Origin of the sequence: Clostridium sp. UBA2485, from assembly GCF_002341865.1 — a bacterium.
Classification (GTDB): domain Bacteria; phylum Bacillota; class Clostridia; order Clostridiales; family Clostridiaceae; genus Clostridium_J.
Map to the genome: position 1 here is coordinate 68,452 of NZ_DDOV01000013.1, position 14,590 is coordinate 83,041.

A 14,590-nucleotide genomic window follows, 5' to 3' on the forward strand; every position below is an offset into this window, starting at 1 on the left:
TGTTTTCCTAATATTATACATTTAATTATATCATTTTATCGAATTCATAATTAATATAATTATTACATTTCTAACTAAATGAATTCCTAAAAATTCTAGTCAAAGGCTTCTTTCGCGTTAGATTCTCCTAAAAGCTTATCATTTATTGTTCCATATATTAATAAATCCACGATAGCACTTAATTTGTATTACTGTGAATTTCATAGTGGATGGATGAGATAAACCTTTCTCCATTATTTCTAATGATGCTTACTATATATTAAACCTAATTCTAATATAAATATCTTAGATTGTTACAAAATATTAAACTTGATAAAGCGAAGGCGAAACTAAAGTTATTTTCCATATAGACATTAGGAGCAGAATAGTTATACTTCTTAAGGCAAGATTGGCTTTTAGAAGTATCTATTTCTGTGACAGTCGTAATGGAAAATCAATTTAGTGGAGCCGTAGCTTATGGTTTGGCAGTGAATTTAAAGATTACATATACTTTTATATTTAAAATAAAAAATCCACAATCTTAAAGATTGTGGATTTTTTCTATGGTGGAGGCGAGGGGACACCCTCTTCCATTATTTCTAATGGTGCTGACTATATTTTGAACTTAATTCATCTTAAGCTCCTTGGCGTATTATGAAAGTTGTAGTTTAGTTTGTAACTTCCATCCTAGTACTTCTTGCTAACTTAGTTATTAGATTAGAAGCCTATAAGTCGATACAAGGCTGTTGAGTTTCCTCACATACCTCTCGGTATTGCCTTCACCGTCACGTGTTAAGGTTTCACCGATAAAGCCAAGTTTTCACTTTGAGATCACTCTCAAAGGCGACTCTTTTACGAATCGAACCCCTGTCCGAAAGCCATCACATCTAGGCATCTCCGAGTGCAGTTGGTATTTTAACATTCCCTCTAGTGAACCCCTACCAACCAGGTTTCACTTTCAGTAGCTTCATAATTTCCGTTTCTAAGTCAAAGCTTTCCTAGACTCGGTTCACCGCTGTCGACGCCCTATCCTAAGCCGCGGTACTCAAAGGTAGAACGTAGCAGACTAAGCTGCTAATGCAAAATTATCTTCTGCGTTTATCTTTATTCCCGTAGTTTTTTAACGCGGGCCCACAGGCTCCCTCGACTCGCTTCCCAGGTGCCACGTACCCCCGTCGAAACCAAGTACGCCCCCATGTTATGTGCTTTTTTAACGCAGTTTATATTTAATTTTTATGATGTATACTTATTTTATAGCAATTAGTATGTTATGTCAACCTTATACAATTGAGAATGGAAAATTGACAATTGACAATTGACAATTGATGTTGAAATTAATTGTGACCAATTAATTTCTTTAATAGTTTTTATAATTGTCGTGACCAAGTTTCAACTGTATGTTTTGTAGGTTGTATAGATTATGATATATGATTTTACTCCTTATATCAAGCTGAAATTCATGGATAGATTAGAAAGGTTTCTTAATTATCTATATTTCTCCTTCATTTGTCTATCTATATCTCTTTTAGCAGCCTTTTCAAGCATTGCATCTCTCTTATCGTAGTCCTTTTTACCTCTAACTACTGCTAGGTTTACCTTAACTTTGCCATCCTTTAGGTATAATGATAATGGTACAAGGGTATACCCCTTTTGAGCAGTATATCCTAAAAGCTTTTCAATTTCATATTTGTGTAAAAGTAATTTTCTTTCTCTTAATGGATCTTTATTGAATATGTTTCCCTGTTCATATGGGCTTATATGCATATTCTTTATAAAAACTTCTCCATTTTTAATATCTGCATAGCTATCTCTAAGATTTGCCTTTCCTGCCCTTATAGATTTAACTTCTGTCCCTACAAGAGCTATTCCTGCTTCCATAGCCTCTTCTATAAAATAATCATGTCTTGCTTTTCTATTTTCAACCAATGTTTTGTTTCCTAATTTCTTTGCCATTTCAACACCTGCTTTTAAATGTTCTTTAGATAATAATTATATAACTCCTACTATTTTTTGTCAATTTAAAAAAATTACTGTAAAACCAATTTCTGCAATTGAGAATTGACAATTGACAATTATGGATATTTCTCAGTTTTACTGAGAAATTTAGAATTAATTTATTTTTGAAGTTACGCAGTAACTTCTTATTAAAAGTTAGCAATTGTATTGCTAGTAAAAAAATCAATTAAAGAAATTAGTTTGACTAAAACTAATTTCCTCCGCAATTGTCAATCGTCCATTGTCAATTTTCCATTGATAAAGTATTAATCTATCTATAAACTTCTATTTATTCATACTAAAATAAATAAAGATTCATTTCTAAAAATTTAATTATTTAGATGCATTAGGCATGTGAAAAATAATAATAGACCAAAGATATTAGTATATTTTTTATCAGGCAAGGAGTTAGGTTCTACTCATAGTGGTGCTATGTGTAGGTTCTAACGACACAGTATGATATAAAATAGACTAAATATACTGTTCTGTTATTTTTTTAAAGATGCCTCTAATAAATAATCGTCATAGTTTCCCTTAATGCATTTTACTCCCTCTTTTGTAAGTTCCATTACTTTATTGCCAATTTTATTTATAAAATATCTATCGTGAGATATAAATAAAATTGTACCTTCATAGTCCTTTAAAGCAGATTCTAATACTTCTTTACTCTGCAGATCTAAATGGTTTGTAGGTTCATCTAAAAGTAGCAAGTTTGCCTCTATAAGCATAAGTTTAGATAGTGCTACCCTTGATTTTTCTCCACCACTTAAATCTCCTACTCTTTTAAATACGTCTTCACCTGAAAATAGAAATCTTCCTAATACTCCACGTATTCTGCTTTCTTTTATATTAGGAAAATCGTCCCACACTTCTTCTAATATAGTATTATTAGGATTTAACTTTTCATGTTCTTGATCATAATAACCTATATGGATATCTTTGCCCCAATTAATTGAACCATGCTCTAACTGTAAATCTCCTATTAAAACTTTTAATAATGAAGTTTTCCCTACTCCATTAGGTCCTATTAATGCTACTCTATCTCCTCTTGTAAGGTCAAAGTTTAAATCTTCAGTGAGTATTTTTTTATTTTCTCCTTCACCTACAGATAAAATACCTTCTTTAAGTTGCAGTACTTCTTTATAAGATTTATTCTTAATTTCAAAGTTCATATTAACCTTTTTTAAGTCTCCTAGAGGCACATCTATTTTCTCCATTCTTTCTATAGCTTTTCTCTTACTTTTAGCTGCTTTAGCAGAAGTAGCTCTAACTATATTCTTATCAACAAAAGTTTGAAGTCTTTCTATTTCCTCCTGTTGTCTTTCATAATTTTTTATATGAAGTTCCTTCTCCTCTGCTTTAAGAGAAACATACTTTGAGTAGTTACCAGTATATCTCTTAGATTTTCCTCTTTCTATTTCGTATATAACAGAAACTGTAGAATCTAAGAAATATCTATCATGAGAAACTATTAAAACTGCACCTTTATAACTTTTCAAATAACCTTCTAACCAATTTAAAGCTTCCAAATCAAGATGGTTTGTGGGCTCATCTAACATTAATAAATCTGGCTCATTTAAAAGTATTTTGGCTAAGGAAAGCTTTGTTTTTTGTCCCCCACTTAGCTTTGAAACTTTAATATTTAAATCAAAATCTTTAAATCCAATTCCATTTAATATGGTATTAATCTTTGCTTCTATTTCATATCCACCTTGCATAACAAAATAATCAGTTTTAGATGAATATTTCTTCATAATTTTTTCTAATTTTTCATAATCCTCAATAACTTCTTGTGAGGACATAAGTTTTTCTAATTGTCTTAATTCTTTTTCTACATTTAAAAGTTCATTAAATACAGAAAGCATCTCCTCTTTAATAGAGTTTTCTAAATTCAAACCGCTATCCTGCTTTAAATAAGCAAAGGTTTTTCCTCTAGACTTTATTATTTCTCCTTCATCCTGTGAAAGATCTCCATAGATCATTTTTAATAGTGTAGATTTACCTGCACCATTAACTCCTATTAAGCCTATTTTTTCTGACTCTTCAACCTTTAAATTTATATTTGAAATTAAAATTTCTCCATTAAAGCTTTTTCCTACATTATTTAATTGTACTAACATTTTAACCCTCTCCTATTGCTCATTTGATGATTTTGTAACCCATTTAAGTATCTAAAATTTGAAGATACCTAATTTTAAATGGCTAAAAACCTAGGTCCTTGGATTTTTAACCACCAAATGAGCTAGCTAGATGGTTTTAACGTCTACTTCTTCATATCTTTTCATTATTTTCACCTCCTTATCTATAGTAATATTAAAAAAGAAAAAAGGTCATGGATTAATCCATGACCTTTTTTCTTATGTACGTAAATTACAGATGTATATCGCTTTTAAAAGCTAATATATAATATAAAAAGTCACGGAACTTTATTTTGCCCGTGACATTTATAATCACAATAACAATTTAACTCTAAATTATTATATTACAATTAAAGCCCATCGGGTCGCTATTTCTAATTCCATTTAATATTGTATTTTTAGTTATTGTTAATCTTATAGTTAAATTTGCAATATTTATCATATACTTGCGACCTCCTTTTCTTTAATCATAATATTTCACTTAGTATTATACCATTTTATAAAAATTATAACAATAAATATTTAAAAATTAATTCTTTCTTAGATTAATCTCTTGAATTATTGTCTTTACTAGCAATGCATTACCAATTTTTTATAAAGCATATGATTTATTGACTATTGAAAATTTTTATGTTAAATTGGAAAGTATTAGTATACTATTACTAACTATAAATTTAGGGGAGGGTATTCAAATGAAAAAAAGATCAATAAAGACTTTATCTTTCGGTATTGGATACTCGACTGCTGTTTTCTTTTAAAATTATTGGGTAAGGGATAACTATGCCTAATTATGGGTATTTATGCCCATTTATTCCTATTTATACAAGTAATAATAAAAGAAAATAGTTAGATTATGTTCAAAATAATTTGATATTAAATTTACTTGAACATTCTATTGAATTTAAAGGAGTAATAGAGATGAAGAATAGTATAAATAATAATGAAAAAGTAGTTACAAGGTTAAACCCATTAAAATATCCTAAGCCAGTTGGCAGCTACAGCCATGTAACACGTATTGCTAAAAATGCCGAATGGTATAGCTTTTCTGGACAGATTGGAATTGATATTAATGAAAATATTCCAGAGGATTTTAATGAACAAGTTAAAAATACCTTAAACAACATTTCCAATTTGTTAAAAAGCCAAAATTTGTCGCCTGAAAATGTTGTAAAAGTTAATATCTGGGCAACTGAAGAAATTGATTGGGATTACTTTGATGATTTATGGAACCGTTTATTTAATGTGCCCTCACCATCAATGACAATTGCTTATATTACAGCATTAGGATTACCAGAATTAAAAATTGAAATAGACATTTGGGCAGCTAAATAATAACTAAATATAAATATTAAAATGAGCTGTTTTAAAATAGTATTGATAATATATAAATTTTTAAGGGAAGTCACTTTATTTGTGACTTCCCTTAATTTGCATTTTAAGAATGTTATATGCCATATTTTATTTGTCATTCTTATATTCTAGGTGTTATCCTCCTTGCTTATCCATCCATTTAATTACTCACTATTAAAAAATATGTACTACATTATAGTCTACTTATATATCTATAGTTATTTTACTCCATACCCCCTAATAATATATTTTTAAATCTAGAATATTTTAGTTATATTAATTAAGCAAATATTATATTATAGTAATTATAGAAGTTCGTTATATTTTTAATTATTTAGGCACATAAAAATTGCCTTAACTAGACGGAGGTTATCACATGAATTATTTTCGACATATAGACAATTACAAAGAGATATTTTTCATTCCACCAGAAGAATATTCATTACATTCTTCAAAGGAAATATTATCTCATTCCTTAGGTGCTACACTTTACATAAATCCTCTAAAAGAAAATTTATTTAATAATATATTAGTTCAAAAAAAGTTAGGAGCAAATACTATAATAATTTGTTTAGAAGATGCTGTATCCGATTCAAATGTTGCTATAGCAGAAAAAAATCTTATTGAAACATTTATAGAAATAGAAACTAAACTTTCAAAAGGTGAAATTTCTTTAGAGGATCTTCCTCTTTTATTTATAAGAGTTAGAAATGTTAATCAATTTGACTTCTGTCTTAAGAATTGTCCTAAATCTGCACTTTGCGGATTTGTTTTTCCAAAATTCACAGCTTTCATAGGAGCAAAATATTTTGATAAGTTAGAAAAGTATAACTTGGAAAATAATACACATCTTTATGGAATGCCAATCTTAGAATCCTATGAAATTCTATACAAAGAATATAGATTTAATGAACTTATAAGAATTAGGGATATATTAAAAAAGTATAATTCATATGTACTAAACATAAGAATTGGTGGAACAGATTTATGTGGAATTTTAGGAATTAGGCGTGGAATTGGTGATACTATCTATGATGTAGTATCCATTAGTGATTGTATAAGCGATATTATAAATATATTTAAACCAGAAGGCTTTGTAATATCAGGAGTTGTACATGAATATTATGATATTCATAATATAGATGTATTATCTGGCCTTATTAAAGAAGTGCATCTAGATATTATAAATGGTTTAACTGGTAAAGTGGTAATACATCCAAAGCAAGTAAATGTAGTCAACTCTCTATATATTGTTACCTATGAAGACTATATAGATGCTAAAAAAATAGTTGATTCTTCTAGCAATGGTGTATTAAAGAGCAGTTTTAATAATAAAATGAATGAAGTTAAGCCTCATTTAATATGGGCTAAAAATATTTTACTTAGAGCAAAGATTATGGGGGTTTTAAATAATGAATTTACTTACAAAGACATACTGTCAAGATCATCTTAACTTTAATATACAAAATAAATTACAGTTAGATATAGAAATAACAGAAAATCAATATAATATTCCCTACAATGCCTTATTTTCTGTAGCAGCAAGAAAAAATCCTAAAAGAAGTTTTTTATTTGTTAGCAAGGTTATTGGAAAACATATACCTATGTCACCATATAATTTAAGACTTGTAGGAAATATTCTTGCAAGAGATTATTTTTCTAAAAAGAATAATATAAAAGATAATAATATAGAGACTTTAGTTGAAGATTTAATAAATATTAATACTACTTCCATTAATAAAATTTCAGAAGATAGCTTGCATATTTTAAGTGAAAAATTAACCTTAAATAAAAAAATATTATTTATAGGCTTCGCTGAAACAGCTACCGCTTTAGGACAAGCTGTTGCATCTTCTTTTGAAAATGCTTATTATATTCAAACCACTAGAGATGAATTACTTTCATTAAAATCCTATTGTCTTTTTAAAGAGGAACATTCTCATGCTGTTGATCATCTTATGTATCCTCTTAATAATGAGCTACTTATGAATTGTGATGAAATTGTACTTGTAGATGATGAAATTACCACTGGTAAAACTTCATTGAATCTTATAAAAGAACTAAATAATAATCTAAAATGTAATAATTTTTCTATTATATCTATTTTAGATTGGAGGAGTGCTGATAATTTAAAACTTTTCAATGATATAGATAATATCAACTTATCTTCATTTTCTCTAATTAAGGGAAATTTTAATTGTGAAAAATCTGGTGAAGTAACTGAAGTTAGAACTGATATTGTAACTTTAGATAATACAATTTCTTCTGAGGAAGTACTCATAGATCATGAAGAAAATATAGAGGGATTTCATAGATATAGTGGCAGATTTGGCATGACCTCTTGTGATTGGAGTAATTTATCCATCGAAGTAGAGAAAATTACGGAAATAATTAAAGATAAAATTGATGATAGCCCTACTTTATGCCTTGGACATGAAGAGTTTATATTTATGCCAAGCCTTGTAGCTTGTAATTTAGGAGATAATGTACTTTTTCATTCATCTACTATAAGTCCAATATATTGTGATAATAGCTATGAGTTCTATGGGATAAAAAATAAACTAGAAATGGATTCACTATTTAATAAATCTAATAAAAATTATATTTATAATATTCCTAGTGGAACTTATAAAAACTTAATTTATTTCACTGAAAGACCGTTAGATAACAAAAGTAAAGAAAGTTTATTAGAAAAATTAAAGAACTTAGGAATTTTAAAGGTTATCTTTGTATCCTTTAAAAGCTAATTAAGGTGGTTTATATGATGAATTATACTACATTTTCTGGAAGTTATAATATTTCTGATGTAATATTCTTATTAAAAGATATTAGTAAATTAATTAAAGAAGAGAATAATCTAACAAGAGAGGTAGCAATGGATTCAGGTACTCATTATTCAGAAATGCTGCCTATTGAATATCATCCTAGTGAAGAGTATATGAATATATTCTATAGTACTCTGCAACATTCAAAGAATAAAATAGCTAATTTAATTCAAATAGTAAGTGAAAAAATTTTAAATAAAAATATGAATAATTTAGTTTTAGTATCCCTTGCCCGAGCTGGTACCCCTATTGGAATTTTAATAAAAAGATATATAAAACTAAAGTATAAATTAGATCTTCCACATTACAGCATTTCAATAATTAGAGATAAAGGCGTAGATAAAAATGCTATAAAATATATTATAGATAATCATCCAAACTGTAATATACAATTTATTGATGGCTGGACTGGAAAAGGAGTTATTCAAGATACTTTAATTTCTTCTTGTAATGACTTTTATAAGGAATATGGAATTAAATTAGATCCAGCTCTTGCTGTTCTTTCTGATCCAGCATATGCATCAAAGATATATGGAACAAGAGATGATTTTCTAATTCCTAGTGCCTGTCTTAATTCTACGGTATCCGGTCTTGTGAGCAGAACAGTTCATAATGATAAATTTATCTTTAAAGATGACTTTCATGGTACTAAATTTTATAGTGAATGGTCAAACATTGATGTATCAAATTTCTTTATTGATGAAATATCTAAATGTTTTAATGAATTAACGTCAGTTGAAAAGGGTTTTGGTATAAATAAGAAGGATACTACTGTAGATTATAGAGGACTTTCTGAGGTAAATCGTATAAAAAAATTATTTAATATTAAAAATATCAATCATATTAAACCTGGTATTGGAGAAACCACTAGAGTGCTACTTAGAAGGGTACCATGGAGAATACTAGTAGATTCTTTAGATAATCCAGATCTTATCCATATATATAAACTTGCTGAAGATAGAGGGGTTCCTATAATGGTTTATAAAGATATGTCTTACAGTTGTTGTGGAATTATTATGGAGATGAAAAGATGATTTATGCTTCAGATTTAGATAGAACACTTATATATTCTAATAAGTTTTTTAAAGAATTTAAAAAATGTAATATGAATAATCTTATGGTGGCTGAATATAAAAATAATTCACCTACTTCATATGTTTCCTTGGAAATTGAAAATTTATTATATGAAGTAAATAAAAAAATAACTTTTATTCCTATTACCACAAGAGTGCAACATCAGTTTAAAAGAATAGAACTATTTAATAAAAAAGTAGTTCCTAAGTATGCTGTTATGTGTAATGGTGGAGTTATACTTAAAGATGGTGTTCCTCTTCATAGTTGGGATAAAATTATAAAAGAAAACTTAAATAAAATTCCACCTTTAACTTTGATGATAAAGTATTGTAATTTTCTAATCAATAGCTCTTATATAGAATCTTATTCCCTTTGTGAAGATCTATATTTATGTGCTATTTTAAAAGATAAAAGCCTTTTAGATAATACTCTTATCCAAAAGGCCCAAACCATTTGTTTAGACAGTGATTACACTTTAATAATTCATGGTAGAAAATTATATATAATTCCACTATGTATAAACAAATATTCACCTCTTGAGTATATAATGGAAATTGAAAATGACTACGATTTATATAGTTCAGGAGATTCTGAATTTGATCTACCTATGCTTGTAAATTCTACTGTTGGAATGGTACCTAAACATTCTTCAATGAGAGAAAAACTACTAATTGATAACTATAAAAATATTTATATTACTGAAAATATAGGAGTTAAAGCTTCTGAAGAAATATTAGAAAAAGTCCTTAGTCATATTTAAATAAAAAAAGTAGCTGTTTTTTAACAGCTACTTTTTTGTTATTTTTTAAATGTAAAATTATAAAAACTAAAATTTCTATTAAGCTGAAATTTTACCTTCTATATTCATATCTTCTTTTGCCCCAAATGTTCTAAGTACTAATTTAACTAATTCATTAACTATTACAATTGTTGAACATAATCCAATAATCTTTAACCACATCATTGGACTTAATGCTACTGCACTAAAGAAATCTTTAAACACTTCTGTAAGTATTAATTGTCCTATAGCAGTTATTGCTATAATTCTTAGAGCAATTTTATTTTTTGTAAAGTTTGGTATTATACTATCTTTACCAAATTCTCTACAGTTAAAGGCATTAAATAATGCACTAAATGCAAATATACCAAATAACACGGTTTCCATTTCATTAGGTACAAATCCATTAGCTGAAGCAGGTGCTACTTCAGCGCCTAAAATATTAAAATTCATTTGAATAAATAACAATGCTGTTATATATAATGCATTTAATATTATAGTAGTTAACATTTGCTTTGTAATTATATTAGCTTTTCTATTAACTGGTTTTCTCTTTAACACCTTATCTCTTACTGGCTCTAAACCTAATGCTAATGCTGGTGGACCATCCATTATAATGTTAACCCACAATAATTGAATAGTTGTAAATGGCATTTCATGACCTGTAAGCTGAGAAACAATAGCTATAAGAAAGGCAACTATATTAACTGTGATTTGGAATTGGATAAATCTTTGGAAGTTCTCATAGATTCCTCTTCCCCATTTAATAGCTTTTATAATAGTACCAAAACTATCGTCTGTAAGAATTATATCTGCTGCATTCTTACTAACTTCTGTTCCAGCAATACCCATTGCTACTCCAACATCTGCCTTAGTTAATGCCGGCGCGTCATTAATTCCATCTCCAGTAACTGCAACAACCTCTCCGTTATGTTGAAGAGCATCAACTATTCTCATTTTAGTTTCTGGTTTTGAACGAGCAACTATTGCAATTGTTTTTATTTCTTCTCTAAGTTTTTCATCACTTAAAGTATCAATAAAAGTTGCTTCAACAGCTCTCATGTTATCAGTTACTATTCCCAATTCTTTACCAATTGCCACTGCAGTATTAATATTATCTCCAGTAAGCATTTTAGTTTGTACTCCAGCTTTTCTAGCTGTTTCTACAGCTTCCTTAACTTCTGGTCTTAGCGGGTCTTTAATTCCAACAAAGCCTGTAAATATTAGATTTTCCTCAAATTGGTCTGCAGCCATTGTATCTACTGCAACCTCTGCCAATTCTGATTGTATATATTTGTAACCAAATCCTAAAATACGCATTGATTGACTTTGTAATTTTTCTATTTCTGATAAAATTTCACTTCTTCTTTTCTCTGTAAGTTCATTTGTTTCATTGTTAATATGCTCATACTTACAAAGGCTTAAAACAATTTCTGGTGCTCCTTTAGAAAGTAGTACAGAATCTTGTCCACTTTTCATAATAGTTACCATTCTCTTACGCATTGAAGTAAATGGTATTTGGTGTACTATTTCAGCACTTTCTCTTTTTTCTTTATAATTATGTGGGTCATTACAAAGAAGTAATGCACACTCAGTAGCACTTCCTAAATATTTAAATGAATTACCTTCACATTCAATATCTGCTGTAGAGTTCACAATACAGTTATCAACGAAGAAATTATCATTAGTAAACTCGGATTTCTCAACAAATTCTCCATTTAAATAAACTTTCTCTACTGTCATTCTATTTTGTGTTAATGTACCTGTTTTATCAGAACATACTACACTTACAGCTCCTATTGTTTCACAAGCTTCCTTTTTAGTAACAAGAGCATTAATCTTTGCCATCTTTTGCATTGTTATTGCTAATGTCATATTTATCATTGTTGGAAGTCCTTCTGGAACTGCTGCAACTATTAAAGCAACACATACTATAAATGCTGTTTTAACTGGACCTATAGAATCTAAAAATGGCATAAATCCTGAAGTATCTATATGTAATGCACCTGATAATATCATTTTTGCAACCATAGCAATAAATAATAATCCTGCTATAGCACTAGATATCTTCGAAATTTGTCCACCTAATTCTCCTAGCTTAATTTGTAGAGGAGTTTCTTCATCATCTTCTACAAGGCTAGCTGCAATTTTACCCATTTCTGTATTATCTCCTGTTGAAGTTAATACAGCTTTACCTCTTCCATAAGCTATAAGAGTACCCCCAAATAGCATATTAGTTTGTTTTGCTGGAATTGGGTCTTGAACTATATTTTTTCCTTCAGACTCTATAACTTCCATTTCTATTATATTGTCTGCATTTTTAGATACGTCATCTGACTCTCCTGTTAACATATCTTCTCTTACTTTTAAATCTAAGCTTTCAATTAATCTAGCATCTGCTGGTACCATATCACCAGTTTCAACCATGATTATATCTCCAGGTACAAGTTCACTTTTATTAACCTGTAGTATTTTTCCACCTCTAATTGCTTTAACTTCAATATCTTCTGTCATTTTAGCTAGAGCTTCTGCTGCTTTTTTAGATTTTCCCTCTGTTACTATTCCAATAGTAATACCTAATGATATAGCACAGATAATTCCAATTGCATCATGATATTCACCTATTAATGCGCTTATACCAGCAGCAATTAAAAGGATTATCATCATAGGTTCTGTTACTGCATCCTTAATATCATCCCAAAGACTACCTTCTTCTTGTTTAGTGAATTGATTATGTCCATATTTCTCAATTCTTTTTTTAACTTCTTCATTAGATAATCCCTGCGACGAATCCACATCTAATTCTTTCAAGACCTCTTCTTTTGACTCTTTGAAGAATTTCATTTTTACACCTCTTTATTAATCTTCTAAATTTTTAAAATACACTATCTTAATCTATTTGCAATGTCCTGAAGTCCTGTATCATTTGTACCTTCACCTAGAGCAGAAAATTTCCATTCACCATCATGACGATACAATTCTCCAACTAATAGTGTTGTCTTACCATTATAGTCATCTGATAGATTATATTTTATTAGCTCTTTTCTTGTTTTAGCATCAACTACTCTTATAAAGGCATTTTTTATCATACCAAAATCTTGTTTTCTTTTTATACAATCATATATATTTACAGTAAATAGCAATCTATGGATATTAGGGCTAATTTTATTTAACTCAACAATGATTTGCTCATCATCTCCATCGCCATCTCCTGTAAGATTATCTCCAGTGTGAACTACTCCGCCACAAGAGCTTTTTAGATTTCCAAAATACACCACACTCTTATTACCTACTAATTTACCATTTTGGTTTAACATAAATACTGAAGCATCACAATCTATGTTTGCTACCGATTTTCCTCCAAAAAGTCCTCCTAAAAATCCACCACTTTTACTTTCTGCTGCATCCCATCCTAAACCTACTATAATTTTAGATAATGAAGCATTATCTTTAGTTAAACTAACCTTTTGTCCCTTTTGCAAATTAACTGACATATGTCTCACCTCTTTTTGTTAAGTTTTCTATACATTCACTCCAAAATTCTTACAAAGAGCTTCTAATCCTCCTTGGAAACCACTGCCTATTGCATTAAATTTCCATTCACCATTATATCTATATATCTCTGCTACAACTAATGCTGTTTCTACGCTGAAGTCTTCTCCTAAATCGTATTTAAGTAACTCTTTTTCTGTTGATGCATCAACAATTCTTACAAAAGCATTAGATACTTGTCCAAAGTTTTGTCGTCTTATATCTGCCTCGTGAATGGTAACTGTGAAAGCTATTTTTTCAACATTTGATGGTATCTTACTTAAATCAATTGTTATTTGTTCATCATCACCTTCACCGTCTCCTGTAAGATTATCTCCCATATGAAGTACGGAACCTGATTCATGACTTAAATTATTATAAAATACAAAATCCTCATCTTTTGAAACTCTTCCATTACTTAATAATAAAAAAGCTGCAGCATCCAAATCAAAATCATATCCTCCGTCATATGAATTAGTATCCCATCCTAAGCCTACTATTATTTTTGTTAATTTAGGATATCCTTTAGTTAAGTCAACTTTTTGTCCTTTTTTTAACATTACTCCCATTTCTATTCCTCCTCATTGGCCACATAACCTTCATATATGAAGAAAGATACTTGAGCTAAGTATCTTTTAGGCATCTGAAAGAAAATAATAGATCAAAGATGTTAGTATATTTTAGGCATATGAAATAAAATAACTAGTTAAAGATGCGAAACATATTTTGCATCAGACAAGGAGACAGGTTTTCATGATAGGCTAGCTATCATGGAGTTCTGACGAAGCAGTATGATACAAAATAGGTGAGCATACTGACTAGTTATTTTTTTGAATATGCCTTACATCAGACAAGGCGTCAGGTTCTGCTCATAGTGGAGCTATGGGCGGGTTCTGACAACGCAGTATGATGGAAAATAG

10 protein-coding genes and 1 other RNA gene are annotated in these 14,590 nt (G+C 29.1%); 5 read left to right on the forward strand and 6 right to left on the reverse strand.

The annotated features are described in order from the left end of the window. Positions 1–834: 834 nt before the first annotated feature. The 3 genes from ssrA to abc-f form a co-directional block, all read right to left on the reverse strand. Positions 835–1,165: a transfer-messenger RNA gene (gene ssrA, locus B3603_RS01930) on the reverse strand. A gap of 299 nt (positions 1,166–1,464) precedes the next feature. Continuing rightward, positions 1,465–1,932: an SsrA-binding protein SmpB gene (gene smpB / locus B3603_RS01935; RefSeq protein WP_291560067.1), complete on the reverse strand. Its 468-nt coding sequence runs from the start codon at positions 1,930–1,932 to the stop codon at positions 1,465–1,467. Between the two features lie 530 nt (positions 1,933–2,462). Continuing rightward, positions 2,463–4,094, reverse strand: a complete 1,632-nt coding sequence (gene abc-f / locus B3603_RS01940) for a ribosomal protection-like ABC-F family protein (protein WP_291560069.1) — start codon at positions 4,092–4,094, stop codon at positions 2,463–2,465. A gap of 936 nt (positions 4,095–5,030) precedes the next feature. On the opposite strand from abc-f, the gene B3603_RS01945 reads away from it, so the two are divergent. The 5 genes from B3603_RS01945 (at position 5,031) to B3603_RS01965 (ending at position 10,121) form a co-directional block, all read left to right on the forward strand. Next, positions 5,031–5,444, forward strand: a complete 414-nt coding sequence (locus tag B3603_RS01945; RefSeq protein WP_291560072.1) for a RidA family protein — start codon at positions 5,031–5,033, stop codon at positions 5,442–5,444. Between the two features lie 394 nt (positions 5,445–5,838). After that, entirely contained in the window at positions 5,839–6,915 is a 1,077-nt protein-coding gene (locus B3603_RS01950; protein WP_291560074.1) for an HpcH/HpaI aldolase/citrate lyase family protein, read from the forward strand. Beyond that, positions 6,875–8,209, forward strand: coding sequence for a phosphoribosyltransferase domain-containing protein (locus B3603_RS01955; RefSeq protein WP_291560075.1), 1,335 nt, complete (start codon positions 6,875–6,877; stop codon positions 8,207–8,209). The genes B3603_RS01950 and B3603_RS01955 overlap by 41 nt, the downstream gene beginning before the upstream one ends. 17 nt (positions 8,210–8,226) lie before the next feature. Beyond that, positions 8,227–9,321, forward strand: coding sequence for a cysteine protease StiP family protein (locus B3603_RS01960; protein ID WP_291560078.1), 1,095 nt, complete (start codon positions 8,227–8,229; stop codon positions 9,319–9,321). Continuing rightward, on the forward strand, positions 9,318–10,121 hold the full coding sequence (locus B3603_RS01965) for a hypothetical protein (RefSeq protein WP_291560079.1): 804 nt from the start codon (positions 9,318–9,320) through the stop codon (positions 10,119–10,121). The genes B3603_RS01960 and B3603_RS01965 overlap by 4 nt, the downstream gene beginning before the upstream one ends. Positions 10,122–10,199: 78 nt before the next feature. Here B3603_RS01965 and B3603_RS01970 read toward each other — a convergent pair whose 3' ends face one another. From B3603_RS01970 to B3603_RS01980, 3 genes are read right to left on the reverse strand one after another with little or no spacing between them, the layout of a single operon-like run. After that, a complete protein-coding gene (locus B3603_RS01970; protein WP_291560081.1) occupies positions 10,200–12,983 on the reverse strand; it encodes a calcium-translocating P-type ATPase, PMCA-type in 2,784 nt (927 codons plus the stop codon). Between the two features lie 41 nt (positions 12,984–13,024). Continuing rightward, a complete protein-coding gene (locus tag B3603_RS01975; RefSeq protein WP_291560084.1) occupies positions 13,025–13,633 on the reverse strand; it encodes a TerD family protein in 609 nt (202 codons plus the stop codon). Positions 13,634–13,660: 27 nt separating this feature from the next. Then, on the reverse strand, positions 13,661–14,239 hold the full coding sequence (locus B3603_RS01980; protein ID WP_291560086.1) for a TerD family protein: 579 nt from the start codon (positions 14,237–14,239) through the stop codon (positions 13,661–13,663). Positions 14,240–14,590 lie beyond the last annotated feature (351 nt).

Coding starts and splice junctions, on each gene's coding strand:
- B3603_RS01965 (WP_291560079.1), top strand. CDS start 9,318: ATGATTTATGCTTCAGATTTAGATAGAACACTTATATATTCTAATAAG.
- B3603_RS01960 (WP_291560078.1), top strand. CDS start 8,227: ATGAATTATACTACATTTTCTGGAAGTTATAATATTTCTGATGTAATA.
- B3603_RS01975 (WP_291560084.1), bottom strand. CDS start 13,633: ATGTCAGTTAATTTGCAAAAGGGACAAAAGGTTAGTTTAACTAAAGAT.
- B3603_RS01950 (WP_291560074.1), top strand. CDS start 5,839: ATGAATTATTTTCGACATATAGACAATTACAAAGAGATATTTTTCATT.
- B3603_RS01970 (WP_291560081.1), bottom strand. CDS start 12,983: ATGAAATTCTTCAAAGAGTCAAAAGAAGAGGTCTTGAAAGAATTAGAT.
- B3603_RS01955 (WP_291560075.1), top strand. CDS start 6,875: ATGAATTTACTTACAAAGACATACTGTCAAGATCATCTTAACTTTAAT.
- B3603_RS01980 (WP_291560086.1), bottom strand. CDS start 14,239: ATGGGAGTAATGTTAAAAAAAGGACAAAAAGTTGACTTAACTAAAGGA.
- B3603_RS01945 (WP_291560072.1), top strand. CDS start 5,031: ATGAAGAATAGTATAAATAATAATGAAAAAGTAGTTACAAGGTTAAAC.
- smpB (WP_291560067.1), bottom strand. CDS start 1,932: ATGGCAAAGAAATTAGGAAACAAAACATTGGTTGAAAATAGAAAAGCA.
- abc-f (WP_291560069.1), bottom strand. CDS start 4,094: ATGTTAGTACAATTAAATAATGTAGGAAAAAGCTTTAATGGAGAAATT.